Raw genomic sequence first — 25659 nt, 5'->3', positions numbered from 1 at the left:
GTTAGAAAAGTAGTAAGTATTAAAAAAATATTTGTACTTAATTAATATTGAGAAATTATCACATAAGTGTAATTGAGATTTCCCTTAAAAGAAACATAATTTGAGAGGAGGATTTTATTATGCCAAAAATGAAAACGCACAGAGGTGCAGCAAAGAGATTTAAGAAAACAGGTACAGGAAAGTTAAAGAGAGCTAAAGCTTTCAAGAGTCATATCTTAACAAAGAAGAGCTCTAAGAGAAAGAGAAACTTAAGAAAAGCTGCTTATGTTTCAACTACTCAAGAAAAAGCAATGAAAAAATTATTACCATATTTATAAGATTGTAGGAGGATTGAAACATGGCAAGAGTTAAAAGAGCAGTAAATTCACGTAAAAATCACAAAAAAGTATTAAAGCTTGCAAAAGGTTATTATGGTGGAAAGAGCAGATTATTTAAAACTGCTAACGAATCAGTAATAAGAGCTTTAAGAAATGCTTATGTTGGAAGAAGATTAAAAAAGAGAGATTTTAGAAGATTATGGATAGCAAGAATTAACGCTGCTACAAGAATGAATGGTCTTTCATATTCAAAATTCATAAATGGTATCAAATTAGCTGGAATAGACATGAACAGAAAAATGTTATCAGAAATAGCTATAAATGATCCTAAGGCATTTGCAGATTTAGTAGAAGTAGCAAAAAGCCAAATAAACAAATAATCTACTGCGGCCATATGGTCGCATTTTTTACTCTTTAGGGAATTATATTTCTAAATTTATTGTGGATAAATATTCTAAGATATTTAGCTATTAAAGCTATTTCCTAAAGAGTAAAAAATATGAATATAGTGCGCGTGCAAGATTTTCCTCAGACAAGCTTAGGAAATGCATATGCACTAAAAAAAGTCGACGGCTCGGCAAGCTCGCCTTGGCGACTTTTTTTATAGATAAATATAATAATATATTAAAAATAGTGTATAATAATTAGTATAAAATTTTAGTATATCTAAGAGGTGGAGGATATGCAATTTAGTTTGAAAAGTAAAATTAAGTTAAATGGAGTTCAAATATTGGCATTAGGCTTTTTAGTAGTTATTTTTATAGGTGGAACCATACTTTCATTACCTATTTCATCTAGTAGTGGGAAGCCAACTAATTTTTTGGATGCTATTTTTACATCTACTTCAGCAGTATGCGTAACAGGTCTTATAACATTGGATACTAGTACCCACTGGAGTACTTTTGGGCAAACTGTTATTATGACTTTAATTGAAGTTGGTGGTCTAGGGTTTATGTCTTTTGCAGTATTAATATCTTTAATATTAGGTAAAAAAATAACTCTAAGGGAAAGACTTGTAATGCAAGAAGCTATGAATACATATTCTATTCAAGGACTTGTAAAAATGGTACAATATGTATTAGTATTTACGGTTTCAGTTCAATTTTTTGGAGCTCTATTATTATCAACTCAATTTGTTCCAGAGTATGGAATTGCAAAAGGCGCTTTTTATAGCGTTTTCCATTCAATATCTGCTTTTTGTAACGCTGGGTTTGATTTATTTGGAAAAAGTCTTGTTGGGTATTCAAGTAATAGTGTAGTTATTTTAGTAATAAGTGCATTAATAATAATAGGTGGTTTAGGGTTCACAGTTTTATTAGAAATATATGAGTTTAAAGGAATAAAAAAATTATCTCTTCATTCCAAATTAGTAATAATAACAACAGCTATATTAGTATTTGGTGGTGCTATTTTAATGTTAATATTTGAATACACTAACCCAGAAACCATAGCAAATATGAATTTTAAAGATAAGCTTTTAAATTCATTTTTTGCATCAGTAAGTCCAAGAACTGCTGGATTTAATAGTGTATCAACTAGTGGAATGACATTAGCAAGTAAATTTTTAACTGTAATTTTAATGTTTATTGGAGGATCCCCAGGCTCAACTGCTGGTGGATTAAAGACAGTAACTTTTGGTATATTAGTATTAACAGTTATTTCCGTAATAAAAGGAAGAGAAGATGCAGAGGGTTTTGGAAGAAGATTTACTAAAGAAGCTGTTTATAAAGCATTTACTTTATTATTTATAGGTGTATCATTAGTAATATTTGCAACAATGATTTTATCATATACTGAGGTTGGTGCAAGCTTTATAGATTTATTATATGAGACAACATCTGCATTTGGAACTGTAGGTCTAACATTAGGACTTACTCCAAATTTAAGTTCTATTGGTAAAGTTTTAATTATGCTTATGATGTATTTTGGAAGAGTTGGCCCTCTTACTGTAATGTTGGCATTAACTAGAAAGGGTAAAAAATCTGGATATAAATATCCAGAAGGAAAAATTTTAATTGGTTAAGGAGATGGATTTAATTGTCTAATAAGCAATTTGTAATTATAGGGCTTGGAAGATTTGGATCTTCAATAGCAAAAACTTTATATTCTTTAGGAAATGATGTACTAGCAATAGATAAAGATGAAGATATAGTACAAGAAATATCAGATAGTGTTACACATGCTGCACAACTAGATGCAACGGATGAAAATGCCTTAAGATCTTTAGGAATTAGGAATTTTGATGTAGCAGTGGTTACAATAGGAGATAATATACAATCAAGTATAATGGCTACATTATTAGTTAAAGAACTTGGAGTTAAATATATTATTGCTAAAGGCCATAGTGATTTACATGCAAAGGTTCTTTATAAAATTGGAGCAGATAGAGTTATACTACCTGAAAAGGATATGGGAGTAAGAGTTGCCCACAATTTAGTTTCAGCTAGTATTTTAGATTATATAGAGTTATCAGCAGATTATAGTGTTATGGAAATTCAAGTTTTATCTGAATGGGCTGGTAAAACTTTAAATGAATTAAGACTTAGAAGTAAGTATGGAATAAACGTTATGGCAATTAAAAGAGATGATGAAGTTAATTTATCACCAGCAGCTGATGATATAATAGAAAATAATGATGTAATTGTTGCTATAGGATCAGCTGAAGATTTAAATAGATTAGAAGGTATGATAGCTAAATCAAACTAACGAGGTGCAAATTTTTGATTTATATAGAAAGTAAAGAAAATAATTTATTTAAGTCTACAAAAAAGCTTAAGGAAAGAAGATTTAGACAAAAAGAGGGTAAGTTTATTTTAGAGGGACTTCGTTTAATTGAAGAAGCCGTAAAAGCCCGTATGGAAATAGAGTTTATAGTTTTATCTGAAAGAGATAAAGATATATTAGAGTCAAGTACCTTATTAAAGGAATTTATAGCAGAGGATAAAATTTTTGTTTTAGAAAAAAAATTATTTTCACAATTAGCGTCTACAGAAAATCCTCAAGGAATTCTTGCTGTAGTAAAAAATAAGCAAATTTCCGTAGATTTAGATGGTGAATTTTTCTTAGTATGTGATAAAGTTCAAGACCCCGGTAATTTAGGAACCATAATAAGAACAGCTCACGCAGCTGGAGTAGCTGGGATAATATTAACTAAAGGAACTGTTGACATATATAATGATAAGACAATAAGATCTACAATGGGCTCTATATTTTATGTTCCAATTTTTTATGATGATGAAGAATTTAATATTATAAAAAAGCTTCAAGAAAGTGGTGTTAGTTTAGTAACAACATCTCTTGAAGAATCTAAAAACTTTTTTGAAGAAGATCTAAAAGGAAAGATAATGTTAGCTGTAGGCAATGAGGGAAATGGAATAAGCAATGAACTTTTTAACTTAGCAAATAAGAGAGTTAAAATTCCAATGCCAGGAGGAGCAGAATCTTTAAATGTAGCAATAGCAACATCAATAATTTTATTTGAAAAAGTAAGACAAAATTTAATATAGAAATAATTAGAAACTTACTATTGAAATTAACTAAGTTTATTTGTATAATAGATTGTAAATTGAATATATAAAGACTGAGAATGAGAAAGTAGATATAAAGGACTTTTCAGGGAGAAGTGGTCTAAGACTGGAAACCATTTTAAAGAAGTTTATATTGAAGTTCCCTCAGGAGTCCTAGAGATGAAAGTAATAGTAGTTTCTAGCGGTTTTAACCGTTATTTAAATTTGAGTTGGGTTTTAAATTTATAAAATTTATAAACCAATTAGGGTGGTAACGCGGTACTTCGTCCCTTTTATAGGGGGCGAAGTTTTTTATTTTTATCAAAAAAGGAGGAAATATAAGATGCAAGAAAAGTTAATTTCTATTAAAGAAAATGCATTTAAAGAATTAACAAATGTAAATACTAGCTCAGAATTAGAAGAAATAAGAGTTAGATATTTAGGTAAAAAAGGAGAACTAACTACTATATTAAGAGGTATGGGAGCATTATCTCAAGAGGAGAGACCAATAGTAGGAAAACTTGTAAATGTAGTAAAAAAAGAAGTTGAAGATAAGATTGAAGAAATAGCAAAAGGTATTAAAGAAAAAGAAAAAAATGCTAAATTAGCATCTGAAGTTATAGATGTATCATTACCAGGAAAGAAAAATTTAATTGGTAAGAGACATCCTCTAGATTTAACTTTAGAAAGTATGAAGAATATCTTTATATCAATGGGCTTTACAGTAGAAGAAGGACCAGAAGTTGAGTTGGATCATTATAATTTTGAGGCTTTAAATATTCCAAAAGATCATCCAGCAAGAAGTGAGCAAGATACTTTTTATATAAATGATAATTTAGTATTAAGAACTCAAACTTCCCCAGTTCAAATTAGAGTTATGGAAAATCAAGCACCTCCTATAAAGATGATAGCACCAGGTAAGGTTTATAGATCAGATGCAGTTGATGCAACTCATTCTCCTATATTCTATCAAATGGAAGGATTAGTTATTGATAAGGGAGTAACTTTTGCAGATTTAAAAGGTACTTTAGAACTTTTTGCAAAGAAGATGTTTGGAGATAAAGTTAAGACTAAATTTAGACCTCACCACTTTCCATTTACAGAACCTTCAGCAGAAATGGATGCAACTTGCTTTGTTTGTGAAGGTAAAGGATGTAGAGTTTGTAAAGGAAGCGGTTGGATAGAACTTTTAGGTTGCGGAATGGTTCATCCTCAAGTATTAAGAAATTGTGGTATAGATCCAGAAGTTTATAGCGGATTTGCCTTCGGATTTGGCGTTGATAGAATGGTTATGCTTAAATATGGAATAGATGATATCAGACTATTATACGAAAGTGATATGAGATTTTTAAATCAATTTTAATTATAGGAGGTAAAAGAGATGAAAGTACCATTTAATTGGTTAAAAGATTATGTTGAAGTGAATATAGATGCAAAAGAACTTGGAGATAGATTAACATTATCAGGTTCAGCGGTAGAAGAAGTTATTACTCAAGGTGATACAATTAAAAATGTAGTTACTGGAAAAATTGTTGAGATAACTACACATCCAGATGCTGATAAATTAAAGGTTTGTCAAGTTGATATAGGATTAGCTGAAAATATTCAGATTGTTACAGCTGCAACAAATATGAAAGAAGAAGACGTAGTACCAGTTGCTATTCATAAATCAATTTTAGCAGATGGAACTGAAATAAAAAAAGGTAAGCTAAGAGGAGTAGTATCTAACGGTATGTTCTGTTCAGAAGAAGAACTTGGAATAGCTGGTGATGAACCTGTTCATGGTCTTATGATATTACCTAAAGATGCACCTCTTGGAATGGATATAAAAGAGTATTTAGGTCTTAATAAATCAATATTAGATTTTGAAATAACTTCAAATAGACCAGATTGCTTAAGTATAGTTGGAATGGCTAGAGAAACTGCAGCAACTCTTGGAACATCATATAAGATGCCTAGCTTTAATTATGAAGTGAAAAATTCTGAAAATATTAATGATAATCTTAAAGTTGAAGTTAATGACTCTTTATGTAGAAGATATATGGCAAGAGGCGTTAAAAATGTTAAAGTTATGCCATCACCAGGTTGGATGCAAGAAAGATTATTAGAGGCAGGGGTTAGACCTATAAATAATATAGTTGACATAACTAATTTTGTAATGTTAGAATTTGGTGAACCTATGCATGCTTTTGATGCAAGAGAAATAGAAAGTAGTAAAATAGTTGTAGAAAGAGCTAAAGAGGGAGAAGTTTTTGTAACATTAGATGAAATTGAAAGAAATTTAGATTCTAGTTTCTTATGTATAAAAGATGGAGACAAAACTATAGCTTTAGCAGGAATAATGGGTGGATTAAACTCAGAAATTAAAGAAGATACAACTGAAGTTATCTTTGAATGTGCAAATTTTGATGGAACAAATATAAGAGTTAATTCTAAAAAACTTAATTTAAGAACTGAAAGTTCATCAAGATTTGAAAAAGATATAGATCCAAATCTTGCAAGACTCGCAATAGACAGAGCTTGTGCTTTAATATGTGAGCTTGGATGCGGTGAAATAATTGAAGGAACTATTGATGTATATACTCAAAAGAAAGAGGAAGGAAGTATAACAGTAGATTCTAACTGGATAAATAAATTCTTAGGAACTGAAATAGCAAAAGAAGATATGAAGAGATATCTTGATTCATTAGACTTAAAAACAGAAGTTGCTAATGATAATTTAGTTATAAATATACCAACATTTAGAATAGATATAGCGATCAAAGAAGATATTGCTGAAGAAGTTGCAAGAATATATGGATATGATAAGATTCCAACTACAATATTTAAGGTATCTACTGAAAGAGAACCTAAATATAAAAATGAAATATTAGCTGAAGATGTTATAAATACTATGATATCAAGTGGATTAAACCAATCAATTAGTTATTCATTTATATCACCTAAAGTTTTTGATAAAATCAACTTACCAGAAGATAGTGAGTTAAGAAATGTAGTAAAGATTAAAAATCCTCTAGGAGAAGATTACTCTGTTATGAGAACTACTACTATTCATTCTATGATGGAGTCTTTAGGAAGAAATTACTCAAGAAATAATGAATATGCTAGATTATTTGAAGTTGGTAAGATATATATACCTAATGGAGATGAAACAGCTCTTCCAAATGAAAGAAACATACTTACAATAGGTATGTATGGAGATTGTGATTATTTAGATTTAAAGGGAGTAGTAGAAAATGTAATTGAAGCTTTAGGATTAAATAAAGTAACATTTGCTAGAGAAGCAGAAAATACAAGTTATCATCCAGGAAAAACTGCAGCTTTAATGATAGGTAAATCAAAGGCTGGAGTTTTAGGTGAAGTTCATCCTGATGTTTCAGAAAACTATGGTGTTGATGTAAATTGCTATTTAGCTGAGTTAGATTTAGATATATTATTTAATAATGCTGAAACTACTAAGAAGTATAAAGCACTTCCAAAATTCCCAGCAGTTACAAGAGATATAGCTTTATTAGTAAATGATGAAGTGCTAGTACAAGAAATAGAAGATACTATTAAAAAAGCTGGTGGAAATTTAGTTGAAAAAGTGAAATTATTTGATATCTATAAAGGTGCTCAAATACCAGAAGGCAAAAAGAGTATAGCTTATGCAATTGCATATAGAGATGAAAAGAAGACACTTACAGATAATGATGTTAACAAAGTTCACGATAAGATATTAAGAAGCCTTGAATATAAATTAGGAGCAGTTTTAAGGTAATAAAATATTAATAATGGTATTTTAGAGGGTAGAAAAAATTAAGGAGATATTTTAGATTTAAGATAGTTGTTTTAAATCTAAAATATCTTTTATTATTTTAACTATAATTAGATTATAATTATCTATACATTCTTTGGAATATTTATGTTAAAATTAAATTAATAATAAATATTATGTTAATGAGGTGTATTATGAGTACGGTAACTATTAAGATAAATGGGATTGAATATAATCTAAAAGGAAGAGAAAACGAAGAGTATTTATTAGAAGTAGCAAAGTATGTAGATGGAAAAGTAAAAGATATAATGACCAATAATAGAAAATTAAGTTCTACAGCAGTTGCTACGCTAGTTGCACTAAATATAGCTGATGAATTATTTAAAGCAGATATAGAAGTTGAAGGACTAATGAAAAAACATACATCATTAGAAGAAAGAAATATAACTTTAAAAGAAAGAATAAAAGAAATAAGAGAAGATACAGAAGTAATTCAATTTAATAACAATAGAGAAATAGAAGGTTTAAACAAAATCATTGAAGACTTAAATCAGAGACTTTTAGAGGGAGAAGAGTTAAAAAATAAAATTTCATCTCTTGATATAGAATTACAAGAACAGAATGATTTAAAGGAAAGAATATCAGAATTAGAAAAGGAAATTGAGGTTAAAGAAATAGAAATAAAGGAAAGCCTAAATTTAAAAAATGAGATGGAATCTTTAAAAAATGAAAACTCAACCTTAAGAGAAGAGGTAGAAAAATATTATGATGAGGTGGAGAATTTAAAAGTAACTAATGATTTACTTAAAAACAATGAAGTAGACTATAAAGAAAAATTTATTAAACTTAATGAAGAGTGCAAGATAATGGAAGAAGATTTTAAAAAGACTAAAGATGAAAAGGAAGCTTTAAAGTTAAGGAATAAAGAAATAAAATTTCAGTTGCAAAATTCAAAGTATAAATTATTAGATTTAGAAAAGAAGTTAATTGACGTACAAATTAAGTTAGCTTCAGAGAAAAAGTATAAGAATGCCTTGATTAAGAATGTTTAGTTAGTAGATATAATTAATATATAAAAACAGCTTGATTTTCCTAATTAAGCTGTTTTTATATATAATAGAAAAAAGTTAAAATTTATGATATATATAATTAGGAAAGATTAAAAGTATAATAAACTAAAGTTTAGGAGAAGTATTTATGAAGAAAGTTGAAATTTTAGCTCCAGCAGGGAGCATGGAAAGTCTTATTGCAGCAATTAATAAAGGTGCAGATGCAGTTTATTTAGGTGGAAATAAGTTTTCAGCAAGAGCATATGCATCTAATTTTGATAATGATAATATGATAAAAGCTGTAGATTATGTACATAGCTATGGAGCTAAGGTTTATGTAACATTAAATACTATATTAAAGGAAAATGAAATTGAAGAAGCTGTTAGATATGTAGGATTTTTATATGAAATAGGAGTAGATGCAATAATACTTCAAGATTTAGGTTTATTTAAAAGAATAAAAGAAGATTATCCTGATTTTGAAATACATGCATCTACACAAATGACAATACATAATGGAGAAGGTGCATTATTTTTTACAGAAAGAGGATTCCATAGAATAGTTTTATCAAGGGAATTATCCGTAGATGAAGTTAAGCACATTTCTAAGGATTTAGGAATAGAAACTGAAATATTTGTACATGGAGCCTTATGTATATCATATTCAGGTCAATGCCTTATGAGTTCTATGATTGGTGGGAGAAGTGGAAATAGAGGTAGATGTGCACAACCTTGCAGAATGGAGTACACATTAAAAGGAAATAAGTCTGGAGAAAGAAAAGCTTATCTTTTAAGCCCTAAAGATACTTGTACAATAGAAGATATTAAGGATATTATAGATTCTGGAACATATTCTTTAAAAATTGAAGGAAGAATGAAAAGGCCTGAGTATGTTGCAGGTGTAGTTGAAAATTATACGAAGGCTGTAGAAAAGGAATTATATAACACAGAATATAATGTTAGCAAAGGTAAAAGAGAATTATTACAACTATTCAATAGAGGTGGATTTTCTAAAGCTTATTTACATAAAAATGTTGGGATGGATATGATGAGCTTCAAACATCCAAGAAATACTGGAGTACCACTAGGTAAAATTGAAAAGAATGGAGAAATAGTTTTAAAAGAAGATATTTCCTTAGGTGATGGTTTCAGATTTAGAGAAAGTGGATTTTCAATAAATAAAATTATAAGTAATGGTAATGAAGTAAAAGAAGCTAAAAGAGGGGAAAGGGTTAAAATATTCCCAACTGCTTACAAAGTTGGAGATGACATATTTAAATCTTTAGATAAAAAGCTGTTTGATTCTCTAGAAGACTCAATTAAACCATATAACAGAAAAATATCATTAAAAGCAAATGTTAAATTGAAAGTTTCTGAACCGTTAAAAATAACAATAAATTATGATGATAAGGATTATGAGTTTTTAGGTGAAGTTGTTGAAAAAGCAGAAAAAAGGCCTTTAGAAAAAGATAGAATAGTAGATTCTCTAAGCAAATCAGGAGACTGTGCTTTTAAAATAGATGAAGTTAATTTTACAGATTTTGAGGATGGATTTATAAGAGTTAGTGATTTAAATAACTTAAGAAGAGAAGCATTAGAAGGAATACAAAAATCTATTACAAAGTCTTTTAGAAGAAAAAGACCTAATAAGCTAGAGAAAACTGATGAAATAAAAAATAACTTTAGTAATTTAGATATAATATATCAATGTATTACAAAAGAGCAGCTTAATACTTTAATAGAAGAAGGTATAAAAGATATAATAGTTGATATATTTAATAGAGACAAAGATGCTATTAAAATCAAAGATTTAATTGAAGTATCTCAGGATAAAGAGATTAATATATATTTAAAAGTTCCAAATATAATAAAAAGTGAATTTAAGAATGTAATAAATATAATAGAAAGAGCTAAAGAATATATTAAGGGTATTGTAACTGTTAATGTAGGGGTAATTCGTAAATACCAAAATGAAATGACTATTATAGGTGACTATAAATTAAATATAATTAATTCACAAGCTTTAAAGTTTTATCAAAATGAAATTGATATTCCTACTATTAGTTTAGAATTAAATAGAAAAGAAATTAAAAATATGCTAAAAGGAAATAAAGGGAATGTACAAGGGATAATATATGGTAAAACTGAGCTTATGATAAGTGAATATTGCCCAATAGGAAGTACTTTTGGAGAAAAATCCTCTTGTAATGATTGTAATTTAGCATGTACAAGAGATGAATTTACATTAATTGATAGGATGAATGAAAAGTTTAGAGTCATGACAGATATATTTTGTAGAAGTTATATCTTAAATCCACACCCATTAAATCTTATTGAAGAAAAAGACGATTTAAAAAGCCTTGGAATAAATTCCTTTAGAGTAGAGCTTAGGGATGAGAACTCTAATGAAGTAAAAAAAGTACTTAAAATGATAAGAGGAGAAGAAAAAGTTAATACTAATAATTATACAAAAGGGCACTATAGAAGAGGGATAGAATAGAGGGGAAAATATGAGCATTACATTAATTAAGTATTTAATTTTAGGAGTAGTATTATTAAATTTACTAGTTATATTAGGAACAAGGAAATTCAATAAAAATACTAAAATAGTAAATGTAAATGTTGAATATAGAAGAGAAGGTATTAAATTATTAAAAAGCCTTTGGAAAAAGCAAATTATAATGATTGCAATAGGAGTAACATTATTTTTATTAGCTATGTTAATTAAAGAGAATGACAATAAGATTGCAATTAATACATTTGCAGTTATAGGTAATTTATATGTACTAATTTCAGCATTATTAGCTACTTATAACTATAATAATTTTAATAGAAGCATAGCTAATTTATTAAATAAAATTAAAGGTTAGGGTAACGAAGAGGAGATATTATGGAAGAAAGAACTCTTAGAGTATTAGAATTTAATAAAATAAAAGAAAAATTAAAAGAATATGCAGTAACATCTGGAGGAAAAGAACTTATAGAGAGCCTTAGACCTTATGATACTGTATTTGAAGTTAAAAACAAACTTAAGGAAAGTAATGAGGCCTTAGATTTATTAATAACAAAGGGAAATCCACCTTTTGAAGGGTTATTTGATGTAAAGGATGGAGTAGAAAGAGCTAAAAAGGGTGGAGTATTATCAGCAGGACAATTATTAAAAATTGGTGGAATGCTTAAATGCTCAAGAAGATTTAAGGAATATATATCTAGAAGAGATGATGAGGTTCCTCATATAGTTTTAGAGGATTTAGCGTACATACTAACTCCAATCAAAAATCTTGAAGATGTTATAGAAATGTCTATAATTTCTGAAGAGGAAATAAGTGATAGAGCAAGTAGTACGTTAAATGGAATAAGAAGAAGCTTAAAAGATAAAAATTCGTCTGTAAGAGATAAGATAAATGGAATTGTAAGATCAAATGCGAAGTATTTACAAGATGCTTTATATACAATGAGAGGAGATAGGTATGTTTTACCTGTAAAAGCTGAGTACAAAGGTTCAGTTCCGGGACTTGTGCATGATCAAAGTTCAACTGGAGCAACGTTGTTTATAGAGCCTATGAGTCTTGTTAATTTAAATAATGAAATTAAAGAACTTAAACTTAAAGAAAAAGCTGAAATTGAAAGAATATTAATTGATTTATCTAATAGAGTTTTTGAAAATATCGAAACAGTAGAAAGTAATTATAAAATACTTACTGAATTAGATTTTATATTTGCGAAAGGAAAATATGGTTCAAGTTTAAATGGAATTTGTCCAGAAGTTAATGAAGATAAAAGTTTTGATATAATTCATGGTAGACATCCATTAATTGATCCTAAAATAGTTGTACCTTCTGATGTATATTTAGGTAAGGAATTTAATACATTAATGATTACTGGTCCTAATACTGGAGGGAAAACAGTAACTTTAAAGACAGTTGGGTTACTACATTTAATGGGATTAAGTGGACTTCTAATACCAGCAAAGGATGCTTCAAGTATAAGCTTTTTTACAAAAATATTTGCTGATATAGGAGATGAGCAAAGTATAGAGCAATCATTATCAACTTTTTCATCTCATATGACTAATATAGTAAAAATAATGAAGGAAGCAGATGATAGTTCTTTAGTTTTATTTGATGAATTAGGTTCCGGGACTGATCCTGTTGAAGGGGCAGCATTAGCAATAGCGATAATAGACACATTAAGAGAGAAAAGAGCTAGATTAATTGCTACAACACATTATAGTGAGTTAAAAGGATATGCATTAAGAACACATGGAATTGAAAATGCTTCTGTAGAATTTGACGTTGAAACATTAAGACCTACTTATAGACTTTTAATAGGAGTGCCAGGAAAATCAAATGCATTTGAAATTTCAAAAAGATTAGGACTTCAAGATGATGTAATAAATAAAGCTAAAAGTAATATTTCTTCAGAAAATCTTCAGTTTGAAGATTTAATAAGAGATTTGCAAGAAAAAAGTATTTTAGCAAATAGAGATGCAAGAGAAGCTAAAAGAATAAAAACAGAGGCTGAAGAGCTTAAAAAGAAGTATGATGAAAAGTTCAAGAAGTTAGAAGGAGTAAGAGATAAAGCTTACAACGAAGCAAGAAGAGAAGCAAAAGATATCATAGCAAAGGCTAAAGATGAAGCAGATGAAATTTTAAAGGCTATGAGAGAACTTGAAAAGTTAGGAATTGCTCAAGGTGGTAGAGCAAGATTAGAGGAAGAAAGAAAGAAGCTTAAGGATAGTTTGGAAAAGAAAGAAGAATCACTTTATAAATCAAGAGAAAATACAGGAGAAGCTATTGAAAAAGTAACTTTGGGTATGGATGCATACTTACCTTCTTTAAATCAAAATGTAATTATAATTTCAATGCCTGATTCAAAGGGAGAAGTTCAAGTAGAGGCAGGTATAATGAAAATAAATGTTAAGTTAAAAGACTTAAGAAAAATTAACAATACTCCAGCTAAAAAAGAAAAGAGGAAAAGGGAGCTTAAGTTAAATTTAAAATCAATAGAAAATAGAGTTGATTTAAGAGGGATGGATTCAGAAGAAGCTTGTTACAAAGCTGATAAGTATTTAGATGAAGCATATATGGCTAATTTAGGCGAAGTAACAGTAGTTCATGGAAAAGGAACAGGGGTTTTAAGAAAAGCTATAAATGATATGTTAAAGAGACATCCACATGTAAAAAGCTATAGGTTAGGTGAATATGGTGAAGGTGGAGATGGTGTTACAATAGTAATTTTAAAATAAAATAATAATTAAAATAATATTAATATATAAAGAGACTCATTTTTTAGAGTCTCTTTTTATGTTATAATTATATAGAAAAGAGGTGTATATATGTATCTTATAAGTGGTTGTTTATGTGGTGTTAATTGTAAATATAGTGGTGGAAATAACTTAAATAGTAAGTGTGTAGATCTTTTTAGAGAAGGAAAAGCTATATTGGTATGTCCTGAACAACTAGGAGGACTTCCTACACCTAGAACTCCAGCAGAAATACAAGGAAATTCAGAAGAGGTTTTAAATGGTAATCATAAGGTTCTAACTAAAGATAATGCAGATGTTACAGAAGAGTTTTTAAAGGGAGCATATGAAACTTTAAATATAGCTAAATTAACTAATGCAAATAAAGCCATTTTGAAAGATGGAAGTCCATCTTGTGGTGTTAATTATATTTATGATGGTAATTTTAATGGAAAAAAGATAGAAGGAATGGGAATAACAACAGCTATCCTTAAAAATAATGGAATAGAGGTTATAAGTGATATTGACTTAGAAGGAGAATAACTATGGGAATATTAGATATTTTAAAAAAAATAAAAAGAAAAAATTATGAAGATGATTATGAAGATGATTATGAGGATACTGAGGATAAAATAGAAAGTGAATATGATTATAGGAAAAAAGAAGAAATGAATGACCTGAATATTAAGGAAAAAGATGTAGATACATTAATAGAAGAAAAAAATATTATTGAAAATATAAAAGATATAGAAAATGCAAATTTAAAAGAGGAAATTGAATTGTCTAAGGAAGAAATAGAGGAGTTAATTTCCAGTGAAATTTTAAAAGTAATTGAATTATATGATGATTTCGATAAAGTTAAAATTGCTGCAAGAGAAGCAGCTGAAAATATTGGTAAGAATTATATAAAGGAACTACCTAATTATTTAAATAGGAAAATACATAAGTCAAGTAGATTCATAGATAAGTACGATGAAATAGGAGAGTGGGGAGTAGTTGTAGAAAATTCTGTTTTAATGATAATTTATAGCTACAAAGAAGATGCAGTTCCAGTATTAGAACGAATTTCTCAAAGGAATTCAAACCTAAACTTAAAGGCTACAAATTTATTATGTAAATTAGCTAGTGAAGGAGTAAAAACTGAAGAAATAGTAAATTCTATAATGAATAATCTTATTGCATTCAATGATGAAAATAAAATTGTTATTTTAGGATTTATGTCTCAAATTAAAGAAAACAATCAAGTTATTGGTTTAATACAGCATTTTTATAAGGCTTTTGTAAAGAATGGAGAAATAGAAAATGCTTATAAAACTTTAAAACATCTAATTAATGCTGCAGAGAGATTTACTAAAGGTCATTTAAACTTTTTAAAAGCAATTGCAATGGGTAAAAGCTTTATTAATCTAGAAGAAATAATGGGAATTGAAGAAGAAGATCCAAAAATTGTTTCTATAGAAAAAGTTAATGATTTTTTAAGAATAGATGCAGCTATAACATATTATTCATTGGATTTTAATGATGACGATATAAATAGTAAGCTTCATTATTTAAGTGAATACTCATTAGATAAGGGATTAAGAGAAAGAATTAAAGCTATGTTAAAATCTAAATAAATATTTATCTATCATATTTTTTAATATTTAAAGATTAATTATACAAAAGAGCTACTATTTAGATTTTATAATAAAAATGTATTTTAACATAATATGCTTTTTGTTATAATTTTAAATAGTGATGGAGGAGTTAGAGATTGAATAAAAATATTAATAAAAGAAGAAAGAATGTTTTGAGAAGAAAACAGATTATAAAAAGAAGAATAGTGTCAGTAGTTGTTTTTGGTATAATTATAGGAGTATTTCTTTATGCTCCTATTGAATTAAAGCATTTTGCTTTACTAAAGAAAGAAGCAAAGGCAAATGAAAGATTTAATTTGCAAATGGAATCCATAAATGATTATAAATATATAAAAGATATTTTTAATAATATATACACTACAGAAGAAAAATCAAATGAAATAAAAAATAAGATAGATGATATAGAAAAAAAGTTATCTAATGGTATTAATGAAGAAATAGAAGATTCAATATCAAAATTAAAAGCTACTATAAATGAATTAAGTGCAGCTAATCAAATAGAGTTAGATCAAACATTCAATAATATAAACGATGAAAATCTTCAAGGATTTAGTAATGATGAAATGGATAAGGTCAATAAGCTTAAAGATGAGTATGATACCCTATATAATGAGAAAAAGTATAAACAAGCTAAAGAGACATTATATTCCTTGAATAGTTACATAACTGAAACAAAAAAGGTTGCTAATGAAAGAAAAATAAAAGAAACTTATGAAAAAAAATCAAGTGAAGATGCAAGCTTAAGAGAGCCTAAATATATAAATGGAATTTTAATTGTAAATAAAGAATTTGGACTTCCTGACAGTTTTGCACAAGGAGAAAGTACAGAAGCTAGAAAGGCTTTTGAAAGTATGAAAGCTGATGCAGGAAAGGAAGGAATTTATCTTAATGCTTTTTCAACTTATAGAAGCTATTGGAGCCAAGATAGATTATATTGGAGCTATGTTTCAACTTATGGACAAGATCCTACAGATACTTTTTCTGCGAAGCCTGGATTTAGTGAGCATCAAACAGGACTTGCATTTGATATTGGAGGATTAGATCAATCTCTTTGGGCTAAAGACGATTTTAAATATACCAAAGAAGCAGAATGGCTAAAAAATAATAGTTATAAATATGGATTTATATTAAGATATCCAGAAGGAAAAGAGTGGAAAACTGGATATATGCATGAGTCATGGCACTTTAGATATATTGGAGTAGAGCATAGTAAAAATTTTAAAGATAATGATTTAACTTTAGAAGAATATCTAGGATTATAATAAAAAGGTAATTTGATTTTTAAATCAAATTACCTTTTTGTTACTTTGTAACTATTTTAATATTTTCAACAGTTAAATCCTCTGTACCTTGGACATAAAGATTAGCTCTTTTTAAATCATGAACATAGTTTACAACTTCTTGAGTTATTTCTTCTCCAGGACAAAGAACAGGAATTCCAGGAGGATAAGCAAGTAAAAATTCACCGGAAATTTTACCTATACTATCATTTAGTGGAATCGAGATTTTATCACTGTAAAAGGCCTCTCTTGGATTAAGGACTTTTCTTGGTATTGCTGGAATATCTAAGAAGTCTTGAACAGGCTCTTTCTTACCATAATACTCATTAGATATTTCTTTAAGTGCAGATAATAATCTATCCATACCTTCTTTAGTATCTCCAAAGGAACCAACGGCTAAAACATTATAGAAGTCTGATAATTCCATTTGTATATGGTATTTATCAGCAAGTATCATATCAAGTTCAAAGCCTGTAATTCCAAGTTCTCTAGAAGAAATAGTAAGCTTTGTTGAATCAAAAGAATATGAACCTGGTTTTCCTAAAACTTCTTCTCCAAAGCAATAGAAGCCAGGAATTTTATTTATTTCATCTCTAGTGTACTTACAAAGTTCTATTGTTTTTTGAAGTAAATCTTTTCCTTCTAATGCAATTTGTCTTCTAGCACAATCTAAAGATGCCATTATTATATAAGAAGGAGAAGTTGTCTGCATTAAATTTAAAATTTGTTGAATTCTCTTAGGATCAACATATTTACTTTTAACATGTAATAAAGAGCCTTGAGTTAATGAGCCTATTATTTTATGTGTACTTTGTGCGCAAATATCAGCGCCAGCTTCTAATGCTGACATAGGTAACTTCTCTGAAAAGGCTAAATGAGGACCATGGGCTTCATCTACTATTAATGGTATATCATAGCTATGTACTGTATCAGCAATTCTTTTTATATCTGTTGCAACACCATAATAAGTAGGATTTATAATTAATACAGCTTTAGCATCTGGATTCTCCTTAAGTGTTTTTTCAACAGTTTCAGGGGTTACTCCATGAGCAATTCCTAATTTTTTATCAATTTCAGGCTCCATAAAAACAGGAACAGCTCCACTTAAAATAATACCAGAAGTAACTGATTTATGTACGTTTCTAGGAACTATTATCTTATCACCATCATTTACTACTGCAAGTATCATAGCTTGTATAGCACCTGATGTGCCATGTATTGAGAAAAATGAAGCATCAGATCCATATGCATCAGCTACTAATTCTTGTGCTTTCTTTATAGGTCCAGTAGGATGATGTAAGCTATCAACTAGTTTAAAAACTGTCACATCTATTTTAAATGGATTTTCACCGATAAAATCCTTAAATTCTTTATCTATACCTACTCCTTTTTTGTGTCCAGGAACATGAAATGGTAGTGTATCTCTATTTACATACTCCTTTAGAGCATCAAAAAGAGGAGTTTCATATTGATTCATTTTATACAATTTAGAACACCTTCTCTCTTATAAATATTATTGGTTATCCCATAAGTTTTATACAAACATTAATATTATATTTTATTAGTTTAAACTATGCAATAAAATACTACACAATATTAAAAGAAATATACAAATAAGTTAAGATTGAATAAAAAACAGTATTTATGACAAGAATATTTGAGGAGAATCTTATTAATAGGAGGAAGTACTGTGAACAATTTAAATTTAAATAAAAGAGAGGCAAATATACCTAATAATGCTAAGAAATTAAGAAGATTAGGAAAAGTACCAGGAGTACTTTATGGAAAAACTTTAAATGGATTTATGTTTGAAGTAGGGGAATTAGAATTATGTAGAGAAATTTCTAAAAAAGGTGAGCATGGTATTTTAAATGTTAATTTAAATGGTGATAATCATAAAACTTTAATAAAGAGTGTTCAAAGAGATCCTGTAACACATAAAATCATTCATTTAGATTTAGAAGAGTTAGAAGAAAATCAAAAAATAATATCATCTGTTCCTATTCATTATATAGGAGAAGATACTTTAAATAAAAGAGGAATGGTATTACAAAAAGAAAAAGATCGTATAAAAATTGAATGTACAGCAGATACTTTACCAAAGTATGTAGATATAAATGTAAATAGAAGTGCAGATGGCTATGTTTATAGAATTGGAGATTTAGAGGTAGCATCTGAGTTATCAATAATTGATAATTTAGCTACTGTAATAGCATCAGTAAGTTATGAAAGAAAAACTGTAAGTGACGATATGGAAAAAGTAATAGAAGAAGATAGTAAAAAGAAATAAAAAAAAATCGCGAAAAGTGTAAAGAGTTACAATATTTAATCTCTTTACATTTTTTTATTCCACAATTAAATTTTTTAGTGTATAATATTACCTGATTATTAAGTTTTAGGAGGGGTAGCATGATATATAGAGAAAAATATAATGATTGGTTAGAATCAAATATTGTAGATGATATAATGAAGGAAGAATTAAGAATTATAAAAGATGAAAAAGAAATTGAAGATAGATTTTATAAAGATCTTGAGTTTGGAACAGGTGGGTTAAGAGGTGTTATTGGTGCAGGAAGCAACAGAATGAATATATATACTGTTTCTAAAGCAACTCAAGGATTTGCAAATTATTTAAATGATAAATTTGAAAAACCTTCAGTAGCAATAGCATATGACTCAAGAAATATGTCAAAGGAATTTTCTAAGGCAGCAGCATTAACACTTTGTGCTAATAATATTACTGTTTATTTATATGAGGATTTAAGACCAACTCCAATGCTTTCTTTTGCAGTAAGGTATTTAAATTGCACAGGAGGAATAGTTGTCACAGCATCACATAATCCTAAAGAATATAACGGTTATAAGGTATATGATGAATTTGGTGGGCAAGTTACTGATGAAAAGGCCAATATAATAATAAATGAAGTTAATAAAATAAATAGTTTTGATGAAATTAATACAATAAATGAAGAGGAAGCTTTAGAAAAAGGCTTATTAGTATATATTGGAGAAGCAGTAGATAAAGCTTATATAGATGCTGTAAAAGGCTTAACAATAAGAAAAGATTTAGTAAAAGAAAATGCAAAAGATTTAAAGGTTATATATACTCCAATTCATGGATCAGGAAATATGCCAGTTAGAAGAGTACTTAATGAACTTGGATATACAGGTGTGTCAGTGGTTAAAGAACAAGAAGCTCCGGATGGAAACTTCCCAACTGCATCATATCCAAATCCTGAAGAGCCAGCAGTATTTAAATTGGCTTTAGAAATGGCAAAGTCTGAAAATCCAGATGTTATATTTGCGACAGATCCAGATGCTGATAGAATAGGTGTTGTTGTAAAAGATAGTGAAGGTGAATATAGAGTTTTAACTGGAAACCAAACAGGATTATTATTAACTCAATATATTCTAGATGCTTTAAAGGAAGAAGAAAAGCTACCAAAGGATGGAGTTGTTATTAAAACTATAGTAACAACAGATGGAGCTAAAAAAATTGCAGAGGCTTATGGAATTGAACTTATAGAAGTTTTAACTGGATTTAAGTATATAGGTGAAAAAATAAGAGAATTTAAAGAGAATAAAGACAAAACTTATCTTTTTGGATTTGAAGAAAGTTATGGATATTTAGCAGGAGACTTTGTAAGAGATAAGGATGCTGTAATAGCAGCAATGCTAATAGCAGAAATGACATTATTCTATAAAGAGCAAGGAAAGAGTTTATATGATGGTTTAATAGAGTTATATGATAGATATGGCTATTTTAAAGAAACTCTAGTATCATTTGAACTAAAAGGAAAAGAAGGCGGAGAAAAAATTTCTAAGTGTATAGATTCTCTTAGAAATGAAAAGCTTGTTGAATTAAATGGTATAAAAATAGTTAATAAATATGACTATAAATTAAGCATTGAAGAAAATATGATAAGTGGAGATAAAAATGAAATCAATCTTCCTAAATCAAATGTTCTTAAGTTCGTTTTAGAAAATGGATCATGGTTTGTAGTTAGACCATCAGGAACAGAACCTAAAATGAAAGCTTATGTAGCTATTAAAGGTACTGGATTAAAAGATTCAGAAGAAAAGTTAGAAAACTTTAAAAATGAAGTTGTAAATTTAATTAACTCAAAATTAAATTAATACAAAATGAGTAGGGCATATGCCATACTCATTTAATCTCTAGGAAAGTATAAAAGTTTAAAGCTTTGAAAATTTGATTATATAAGGCTTTTAGTAATTCAATGTTGCAAAGTATATTTATTTTATGCTTTCCTTACCTTTAGTTTTTATGTGGACATATATAAGTTTACGTTTACTTGGAGCAGAGCGACGAAATAAGTAAACTTACATATGTCTATTTTTTTATTTGCCTCCGTTAGAGTAATTTGTTGATTTACGAGATATAAATATAATGTAGTTCGATTGAACTATCTTACTATATAATGTATAAACATTATTCTAATCTTAATGTAAAACTAATTTATTTTAATAATTTTTACTATCGAGATATAGTTTTATGTTCACTAAAAATGCTACTTGTTTTATCTAATACATAAACCTCATCAATAATAGAAGTATTATCTTTCATCACCTTAAAAACCATATAATCTGTCATGTCTATTGATTTATCACCTGATTTTAACTTATAAGACACTTTATACTCATAATGAGTATATGTATCATTTTTTGTTTCTTTAGTTTTTACTATTTTAATATCTGTTGTATCGTTGATACCATTCTTATTTATAACAGTATAATAAATATAAGGAATTCTATTAGACATTAAAGTACTGAATGCATCTTCTGTTAAATCTTCTTCAAAAATTGCCTTTGATTCATCTATAAACTTATCAGCCTCAGAAGAAGTAATATTTTCATAAGTCTTTACAGATATTAACTTATTAATGAAATTATCTATAGTTTTTTCTTGTTTTGTAGAACTACACCCTATTAGTAAAAGTAATGATATACCAATAAGTAAAATGATTTTAATAAAATATTTCATTTACATCTCCTCCTTATTATAATAGATAACTAATTATTGCTAATTAGTTTATATCTTTATTATAGGAAATTATAACTATTTTTACAAATACTATAAATATAACCTCTCTTTCTTTGTACTATTTCATTTTAGTATAAACAAAGAGAATTATACTATGAATAAGCATATTTTTAGTCCTTATCATTACTAATACCACGTTTTTAAATTCTTTTCCTACTTTTCGAGGTGGTCTTGGAATTTTCTCTTATAGAAAGACCAAGAAGCATCCCTTTAACATATTCAATCCATGTTTGTAAAGGTAATTTTGTGCATGATAAAGCAGAAAAATAGACAACTATCTTATTATCTAGTTAAGGAGATTTTTTGTAAACTAGATAAATAAAGAAATTTAAGGTTATAATTGAAGTAAATGTAAAAGTATTATAAAATTGATAATGTAAGCAATTAATTTATTAAATATAAAATAAAGTGTTAAGAGGTTTATATGTTTACTAATAAAAATATGTCAAAAAAGTTTGTAGCTAGTTTTATGCTATTTATAATTATTCCAGTTATAGTTATAACTCTTATTTTTAATAGATTGTATGTAAATATATTAATATATAATTATAATGAAAAGGTCCAACAAATTATGGAACAATTAGCTATTGATTTGAAGAATGAATTTAAAAGAATGTCACTTTCTGTTGCTAAGGTTTCTACAGATGAGGAATTATTAAGACTTGTAAATAATGCTTATTATGAAGAGGATGCAGGAAAGAGACTAGAATTATCAAGGCAAATAAATTCTAAACTAGACTATTTATTTGCCTATTTGGGAGAAGTAAATTCCATTACTTTTTTATCTAAGGATGGGAGAGAAGTAAAGTATAAAGAGCCCTTTTATAAAGGAAAATCTAGTATTAGAAATAATTTATTATATAAGCAGTGTATAGAGAACAAGGATAAAGTAGTTTATTTAAACGATTTCAGACCCGAAAGCATAAATACTGTAGAATTTTTATTTGGAATTAGTCCAAGCATTAACTATTCTAATACAAGTACAGATTTTATTTGTTTTGAAATGAAAAATGATGTTTTAAAGTCTATATGTTCAAAATTTTCTAGTACGCAAATAGGAGAAATGATAATTGCTGATTCAAATGGAAAAATTGTAATTGCACCATATAAGGAATTAATAGGAGAGAATGTTAAGGATATAGATTATATTAATTTAGCAATTGAAAATAAACTAGATTATTATAAGTATAGATCAAAAAATGGAATTAAATATATTACCAGATATTCAGCAAATGAATTAGATTGGAAAATTATAAATATTATTGATTATAATAACCTTACAAATGACACATCAAATGCTATGAATACAGTGTTATTAATATTTTTTATTATAATTTTACTATATCTTATATATTGTAAGATATTTTTTACTGAAATAATAAATCCTATAAAAAGTTTAATGAAAAAAATGGATAATGTACAAAATGGCAAATTAGATGAGATTAATAATATTGAAAGTAATATTTACGAAATTAAAGAGCTTAATATCAATTATAATAAAATGATTAATAATATAAAGGAATTGATGACAGAAAGAGATTTAAAGGAGAAAGAAAGATCAAAGCAGGAGATGAAGGTGCTTCAAGCACAGATTAATCCACATTTTATATACAATACGTTAAACGTTATCAAATTGATGGCTACCATATCTAAAGTTGACAATATAAGAAGCGTAACTGATTCATTTATGAAGCTTTTAGCATTGACATTTAAAAGTAATTCTAGCTTTATTACAATAAGAGAAGAATTACAATATATAACTAGCTATTCTGAAATTATGAGAGTTAGATTTGGAGATAATTTCAATCTTATAATGAATTTTGATGAATCACTAAAAGATTTATATATTATTAAATTAGTATTGCAGCCTATTGTAGAGAATTCAATTGTTCATGGGCTAAATGAGCTAGAGGGAAGTAAGGATATAATTATTAAGGGATACTTAAAAGAAGATAAGCTTATTATAGAAGTAATAGACAATGGTGTAGGTATGTATGAGGAGGATATTACAAAGATTTTTGAAAACCATAATAAATCTAAGACCAGTCTTAATGGAATTGGAATTAAGAATACTGAAAAGCGTATTAAATTAAATTGTGGAGATGAGTATGGTATCAAAATAGATAGTGAAAAATATAAATTTACTAGAGTAACTTTGATACTCCCAATTATTAAAGATAGAGGTAATGATTATGTATAAAATACTTTTAGTTGAGGATGAACCTATTGTAAGGCTTGCTTTAAAAACCCAAGTTAATTGGCAAGAGTATGGATTTGATGAAATTTTGGAGGCTGCTGATGGTGCAAAAGCACTGGATATAATTAGAGAATGTAATGATATTGATATAGTAATAACGGATATTAATATGCCTGGTGTTAATGGCATTAAGTTAATAGAGGAAACAAAAAAATTTAATAATGATATTCAATTTTTGGTTTTAAGTGCTTATGACGATTATGAGTTCGTAAGAAAGGCATTTAAGCTAGGTATAAATGATTATACTTTAAAAACTGAAATGGATATGGAAAAAATATTACACACTGTCCTTAATATGACTAATACATCAAAAAAGCAAAAAACTGTTAAAGAGAAAAAGCTAGATAAGGAAAAGGTTAAAAGCAGGCTTTTAGTTGGAGATTTAAATGTTGAAGAGTTAAGGGAGAGTGGATTAAGGTTATATGGTAATAACTACGTATGTTGTTATATTATTATTGATAATTTTAATATTATTAAGCGTAGATATAGTAACAATGACTTCAAGGACCTTATATCTTCTTTCAAAAATGCTGTTATGCAAGTATTTAGTACAATAAATAATGGAGAAATTTTAGCCAGATCACCTAAGGAATATGTAATATTTTTTAGTTTTCAAGATGATAGTAGTGAAAATCTAAATAATAGATTAAGAGATATTTTAAAGAAAATTAGATATACCCTTTGTACATTTCTAAATATAGATATTACTGTAGGGGTTAGTGGTTTTATCAGTAAAGTTGAAGAAACAAATATATTATTTAATGAAGCTCAAAGAAATGCAAAGATGAGGTTTATTTTTGGTAAAGGAAAAGATATTTTTTCAGAACATGTGGAAGAATTAAATAAGATAAAAAAGAATAAAAATAATAACTTGACTCAACAAATTATTAGAGAAATGGATAAAAGTAACGGGCTTCTTAGATCTATCGACGAACTAAATGAAAAAAGATGTTTGGAAGAGATGAAGAAAATTTTAAATATACAGAAGTTATCCTTTAAAGATAAACTTGATAATGGATATATTTATTATTTAGAAATTGTATTAATGATGGTTCAATACGTAATAAAAGATGAAGATAATAATTTAGAAGATGTAATTGGAGAAGAAATAGATTTATATAATGATATAAGAAAATTCGAGACAATTAAGGAAATAGAAAATTGGGTACTAGAGATTTTAACTAAGGTTATTTCTTATTTGAAACATAATAAGCAAAGGGAAAGTAATGTAGTAAAAGAGGCCAAGGAGTATATATTAAATAATTATTCAAAAAATATAACTTTAGAGTCAGTTAGTAAACAAATAGGCTTTAGCAAGATATATTTTAGTAAAATATTCACAGAAAAATTTGGTGATAATTTTATTAAATATTTAACTAATGTTAGAATAGAAAATGCTAAAAAACTTTTAGAGGAAACAGATATGAAAATATATGAAATATGTGATAGTGTTGGATATCATAATATTGAACATTTTAGTAGAACCTTTAAGAAAGTCGTGGGATTAAGTCCACTACAGTATAAAAATAAAAAAATTGAAAGTAGGTAA

20 protein-coding genes and 1 other annotated feature are annotated in these 25659 nt (G+C 27.6%); of the genes, 18 read left to right on the top strand and 2 right to left on the bottom strand.

Annotation, left to right across the window (positions count from 1 at the left end):
- Positions 1-119: 119 nt before the first annotated feature.
- The 14 genes from rpmI (at position 120) to ACYUEX_RS07655 (ending at position 16773) form a co-directional block, all read left to right on the top strand.
- The gene (gene rpmI, locus ACYUEX_RS07720) at positions 120-317 is read left to right on the top strand and encodes a 50S ribosomal protein L35 (RefSeq protein WP_016206790.1); all 198 of its coding nucleotides are present in this window, start codon (positions 120-122) and stop codon (positions 315-317) included.
- Between the two features lie 20 nt (positions 318-337).
- On the top strand, positions 338-697 hold the full coding sequence (rplT, locus tag ACYUEX_RS07715) for a 50S ribosomal protein L20 (RefSeq protein WP_322413098.1): 360 nt from the start codon (positions 338-340) through the stop codon (positions 695-697).
- A 302-nt stretch (positions 698-999) separates the two neighbouring features.
- Positions 1000-2340: a TrkH family potassium uptake protein gene (locus ACYUEX_RS07710; RefSeq protein ID WP_460287437.1), complete on the top strand. Its 1341-nt coding sequence runs from the start codon at positions 1000-1002 to the stop codon at positions 2338-2340.
- A gap of 14 nt (positions 2341-2354) precedes the next feature.
- Positions 2355-3023, top strand: coding sequence for a potassium channel family protein (locus tag ACYUEX_RS07705; protein ID WP_460287435.1), 669 nt, complete (start codon positions 2355-2357; stop codon positions 3021-3023).
- Positions 3024-3037: 14 nt separating this feature from the next.
- Complete coding sequence (locus ACYUEX_RS07700; RefSeq protein ID WP_460287434.1) at positions 3038-3823, top strand: TrmH family RNA methyltransferase; 786 nt, start codon at positions 3038-3040, stop codon at positions 3821-3823.
- Positions 3824-3890: 67 nt separating this feature from the next.
- Positions 3891-4118: a binding site (T-box leader), on the top strand.
- A 48-nt stretch (positions 4119-4166) separates the two neighbouring features.
- Complete coding sequence (gene pheS, locus ACYUEX_RS07695; RefSeq protein WP_460287433.1) at positions 4167-5186, top strand: phenylalanine--tRNA ligase subunit alpha; 1020 nt, start codon at positions 4167-4169, stop codon at positions 5184-5186.
- A gap of 18 nt (positions 5187-5204) precedes the next feature.
- Positions 5205-7583: a phenylalanine--tRNA ligase subunit beta gene (gene pheT / locus ACYUEX_RS07690; protein WP_460287432.1), complete on the top strand. Its 2379-nt coding sequence runs from the start codon at positions 5205-5207 to the stop codon at positions 7581-7583.
- 191 nt (positions 7584-7774) lie between these two features.
- Entirely contained in the window at positions 7775-8632 is an 858-nt protein-coding gene (locus ACYUEX_RS07685) for a cell division protein ZapA (RefSeq protein WP_460287431.1), read from the top strand.
- A 145-nt stretch (positions 8633-8777) separates the two neighbouring features.
- Positions 8778-11129 (top strand): DUF3656 domain-containing U32 family peptidase, encoded by a 2352-nt coding sequence (locus ACYUEX_RS07680; protein WP_460287430.1) that lies wholly within the window; start codon positions 8778-8780, stop codon positions 11127-11129.
- A 10-nt stretch (positions 11130-11139) separates the two neighbouring features.
- Entirely contained in the window at positions 11140-11499 is a 360-nt protein-coding gene (locus ACYUEX_RS07675; RefSeq protein ID WP_460287429.1) for a hypothetical protein, read from the top strand.
- Between the two features lie 20 nt (positions 11500-11519).
- Positions 11520-13877: an endonuclease MutS2 gene (locus ACYUEX_RS07670; RefSeq protein WP_460287428.1), complete on the top strand. Its 2358-nt coding sequence runs from the start codon at positions 11520-11522 to the stop codon at positions 13875-13877.
- A 90-nt stretch (positions 13878-13967) separates the two neighbouring features.
- Positions 13968-14417 (top strand): 2-thiouracil desulfurase family protein, encoded by a 450-nt coding sequence (locus tag ACYUEX_RS07665; RefSeq protein WP_460287427.1) that lies wholly within the window; start codon positions 13968-13970, stop codon positions 14415-14417.
- A gap of 2 nt (positions 14418-14419) precedes the next feature.
- Positions 14420-15490: a hypothetical protein gene (locus tag ACYUEX_RS07660; RefSeq protein ID WP_460287425.1), complete on the top strand. Its 1071-nt coding sequence runs from the start codon at positions 14420-14422 to the stop codon at positions 15488-15490.
- A gap of 137 nt (positions 15491-15627) precedes the next feature.
- Positions 15628-16773, top strand: coding sequence for a M15 family metallopeptidase (locus ACYUEX_RS07655; RefSeq protein WP_460287423.1), 1146 nt, complete (start codon positions 15628-15630; stop codon positions 16771-16773).
- A 40-nt stretch (positions 16774-16813) separates the two neighbouring features.
- Here ACYUEX_RS07655 and ACYUEX_RS07650 read toward each other — a convergent pair whose 3' ends face one another.
- Positions 16814-18277, bottom strand: coding sequence for an aminotransferase class I/II-fold pyridoxal phosphate-dependent enzyme (locus ACYUEX_RS07650; RefSeq protein ID WP_460287421.1), 1464 nt, complete (start codon positions 18275-18277; stop codon positions 16814-16816).
- A 204-nt stretch (positions 18278-18481) separates the two neighbouring features.
- On the opposite strand from ACYUEX_RS07650, the gene ACYUEX_RS07645 reads away from it, so the two are divergent.
- The gene (locus ACYUEX_RS07645) at positions 18482-19081 is read left to right on the top strand and encodes a 50S ribosomal protein L25 (RefSeq protein ID WP_460287419.1); all 600 of its coding nucleotides are present in this window, start codon (positions 18482-18484) and stop codon (positions 19079-19081) included.
- A 119-nt stretch (positions 19082-19200) separates the two neighbouring features.
- Positions 19201-20928 (top strand): phospho-sugar mutase, encoded by a 1728-nt coding sequence (locus ACYUEX_RS07640; protein ID WP_460287417.1) that lies wholly within the window; start codon positions 19201-19203, stop codon positions 20926-20928.
- A gap of 358 nt (positions 20929-21286) precedes the next feature.
- Here ACYUEX_RS07640 and ACYUEX_RS07635 read toward each other — a convergent pair whose 3' ends face one another.
- A complete protein-coding gene (locus ACYUEX_RS07635) occupies positions 21287-21793 on the bottom strand; it encodes a hypothetical protein (protein WP_460287415.1) in 507 nt (168 codons plus the stop codon).
- Between the two features lie 484 nt (positions 21794-22277).
- Between ACYUEX_RS07635 and ACYUEX_RS07630 the strand changes: the two genes are divergently transcribed.
- Both ACYUEX_RS07630 and ACYUEX_RS07625 read left to right on the top strand, forming a co-directional pair.
- Positions 22278-24053 (top strand): sensor histidine kinase, encoded by a 1776-nt coding sequence (locus ACYUEX_RS07630; RefSeq protein WP_460287413.1) that lies wholly within the window; start codon positions 22278-22280, stop codon positions 24051-24053.
- Positions 24046-25659 carry a response regulator transcription factor gene (locus ACYUEX_RS07625; RefSeq protein WP_460287411.1) on the top strand — a complete coding sequence of 538 codons (1614 nt, stop codon included), beginning with the start codon at positions 24046-24048 and terminating at the stop codon, positions 25657-25659. The genes ACYUEX_RS07630 and ACYUEX_RS07625 overlap by 8 nt, the downstream gene beginning before the upstream one ends.

The organism is Clostridium sp. CTA-7, from assembly GCF_054768095.1.
The sequence above is the reverse complement of the archived record's forward strand: the minus strand, read 5'-3'. Positions and strand labels throughout refer to the sequence as shown.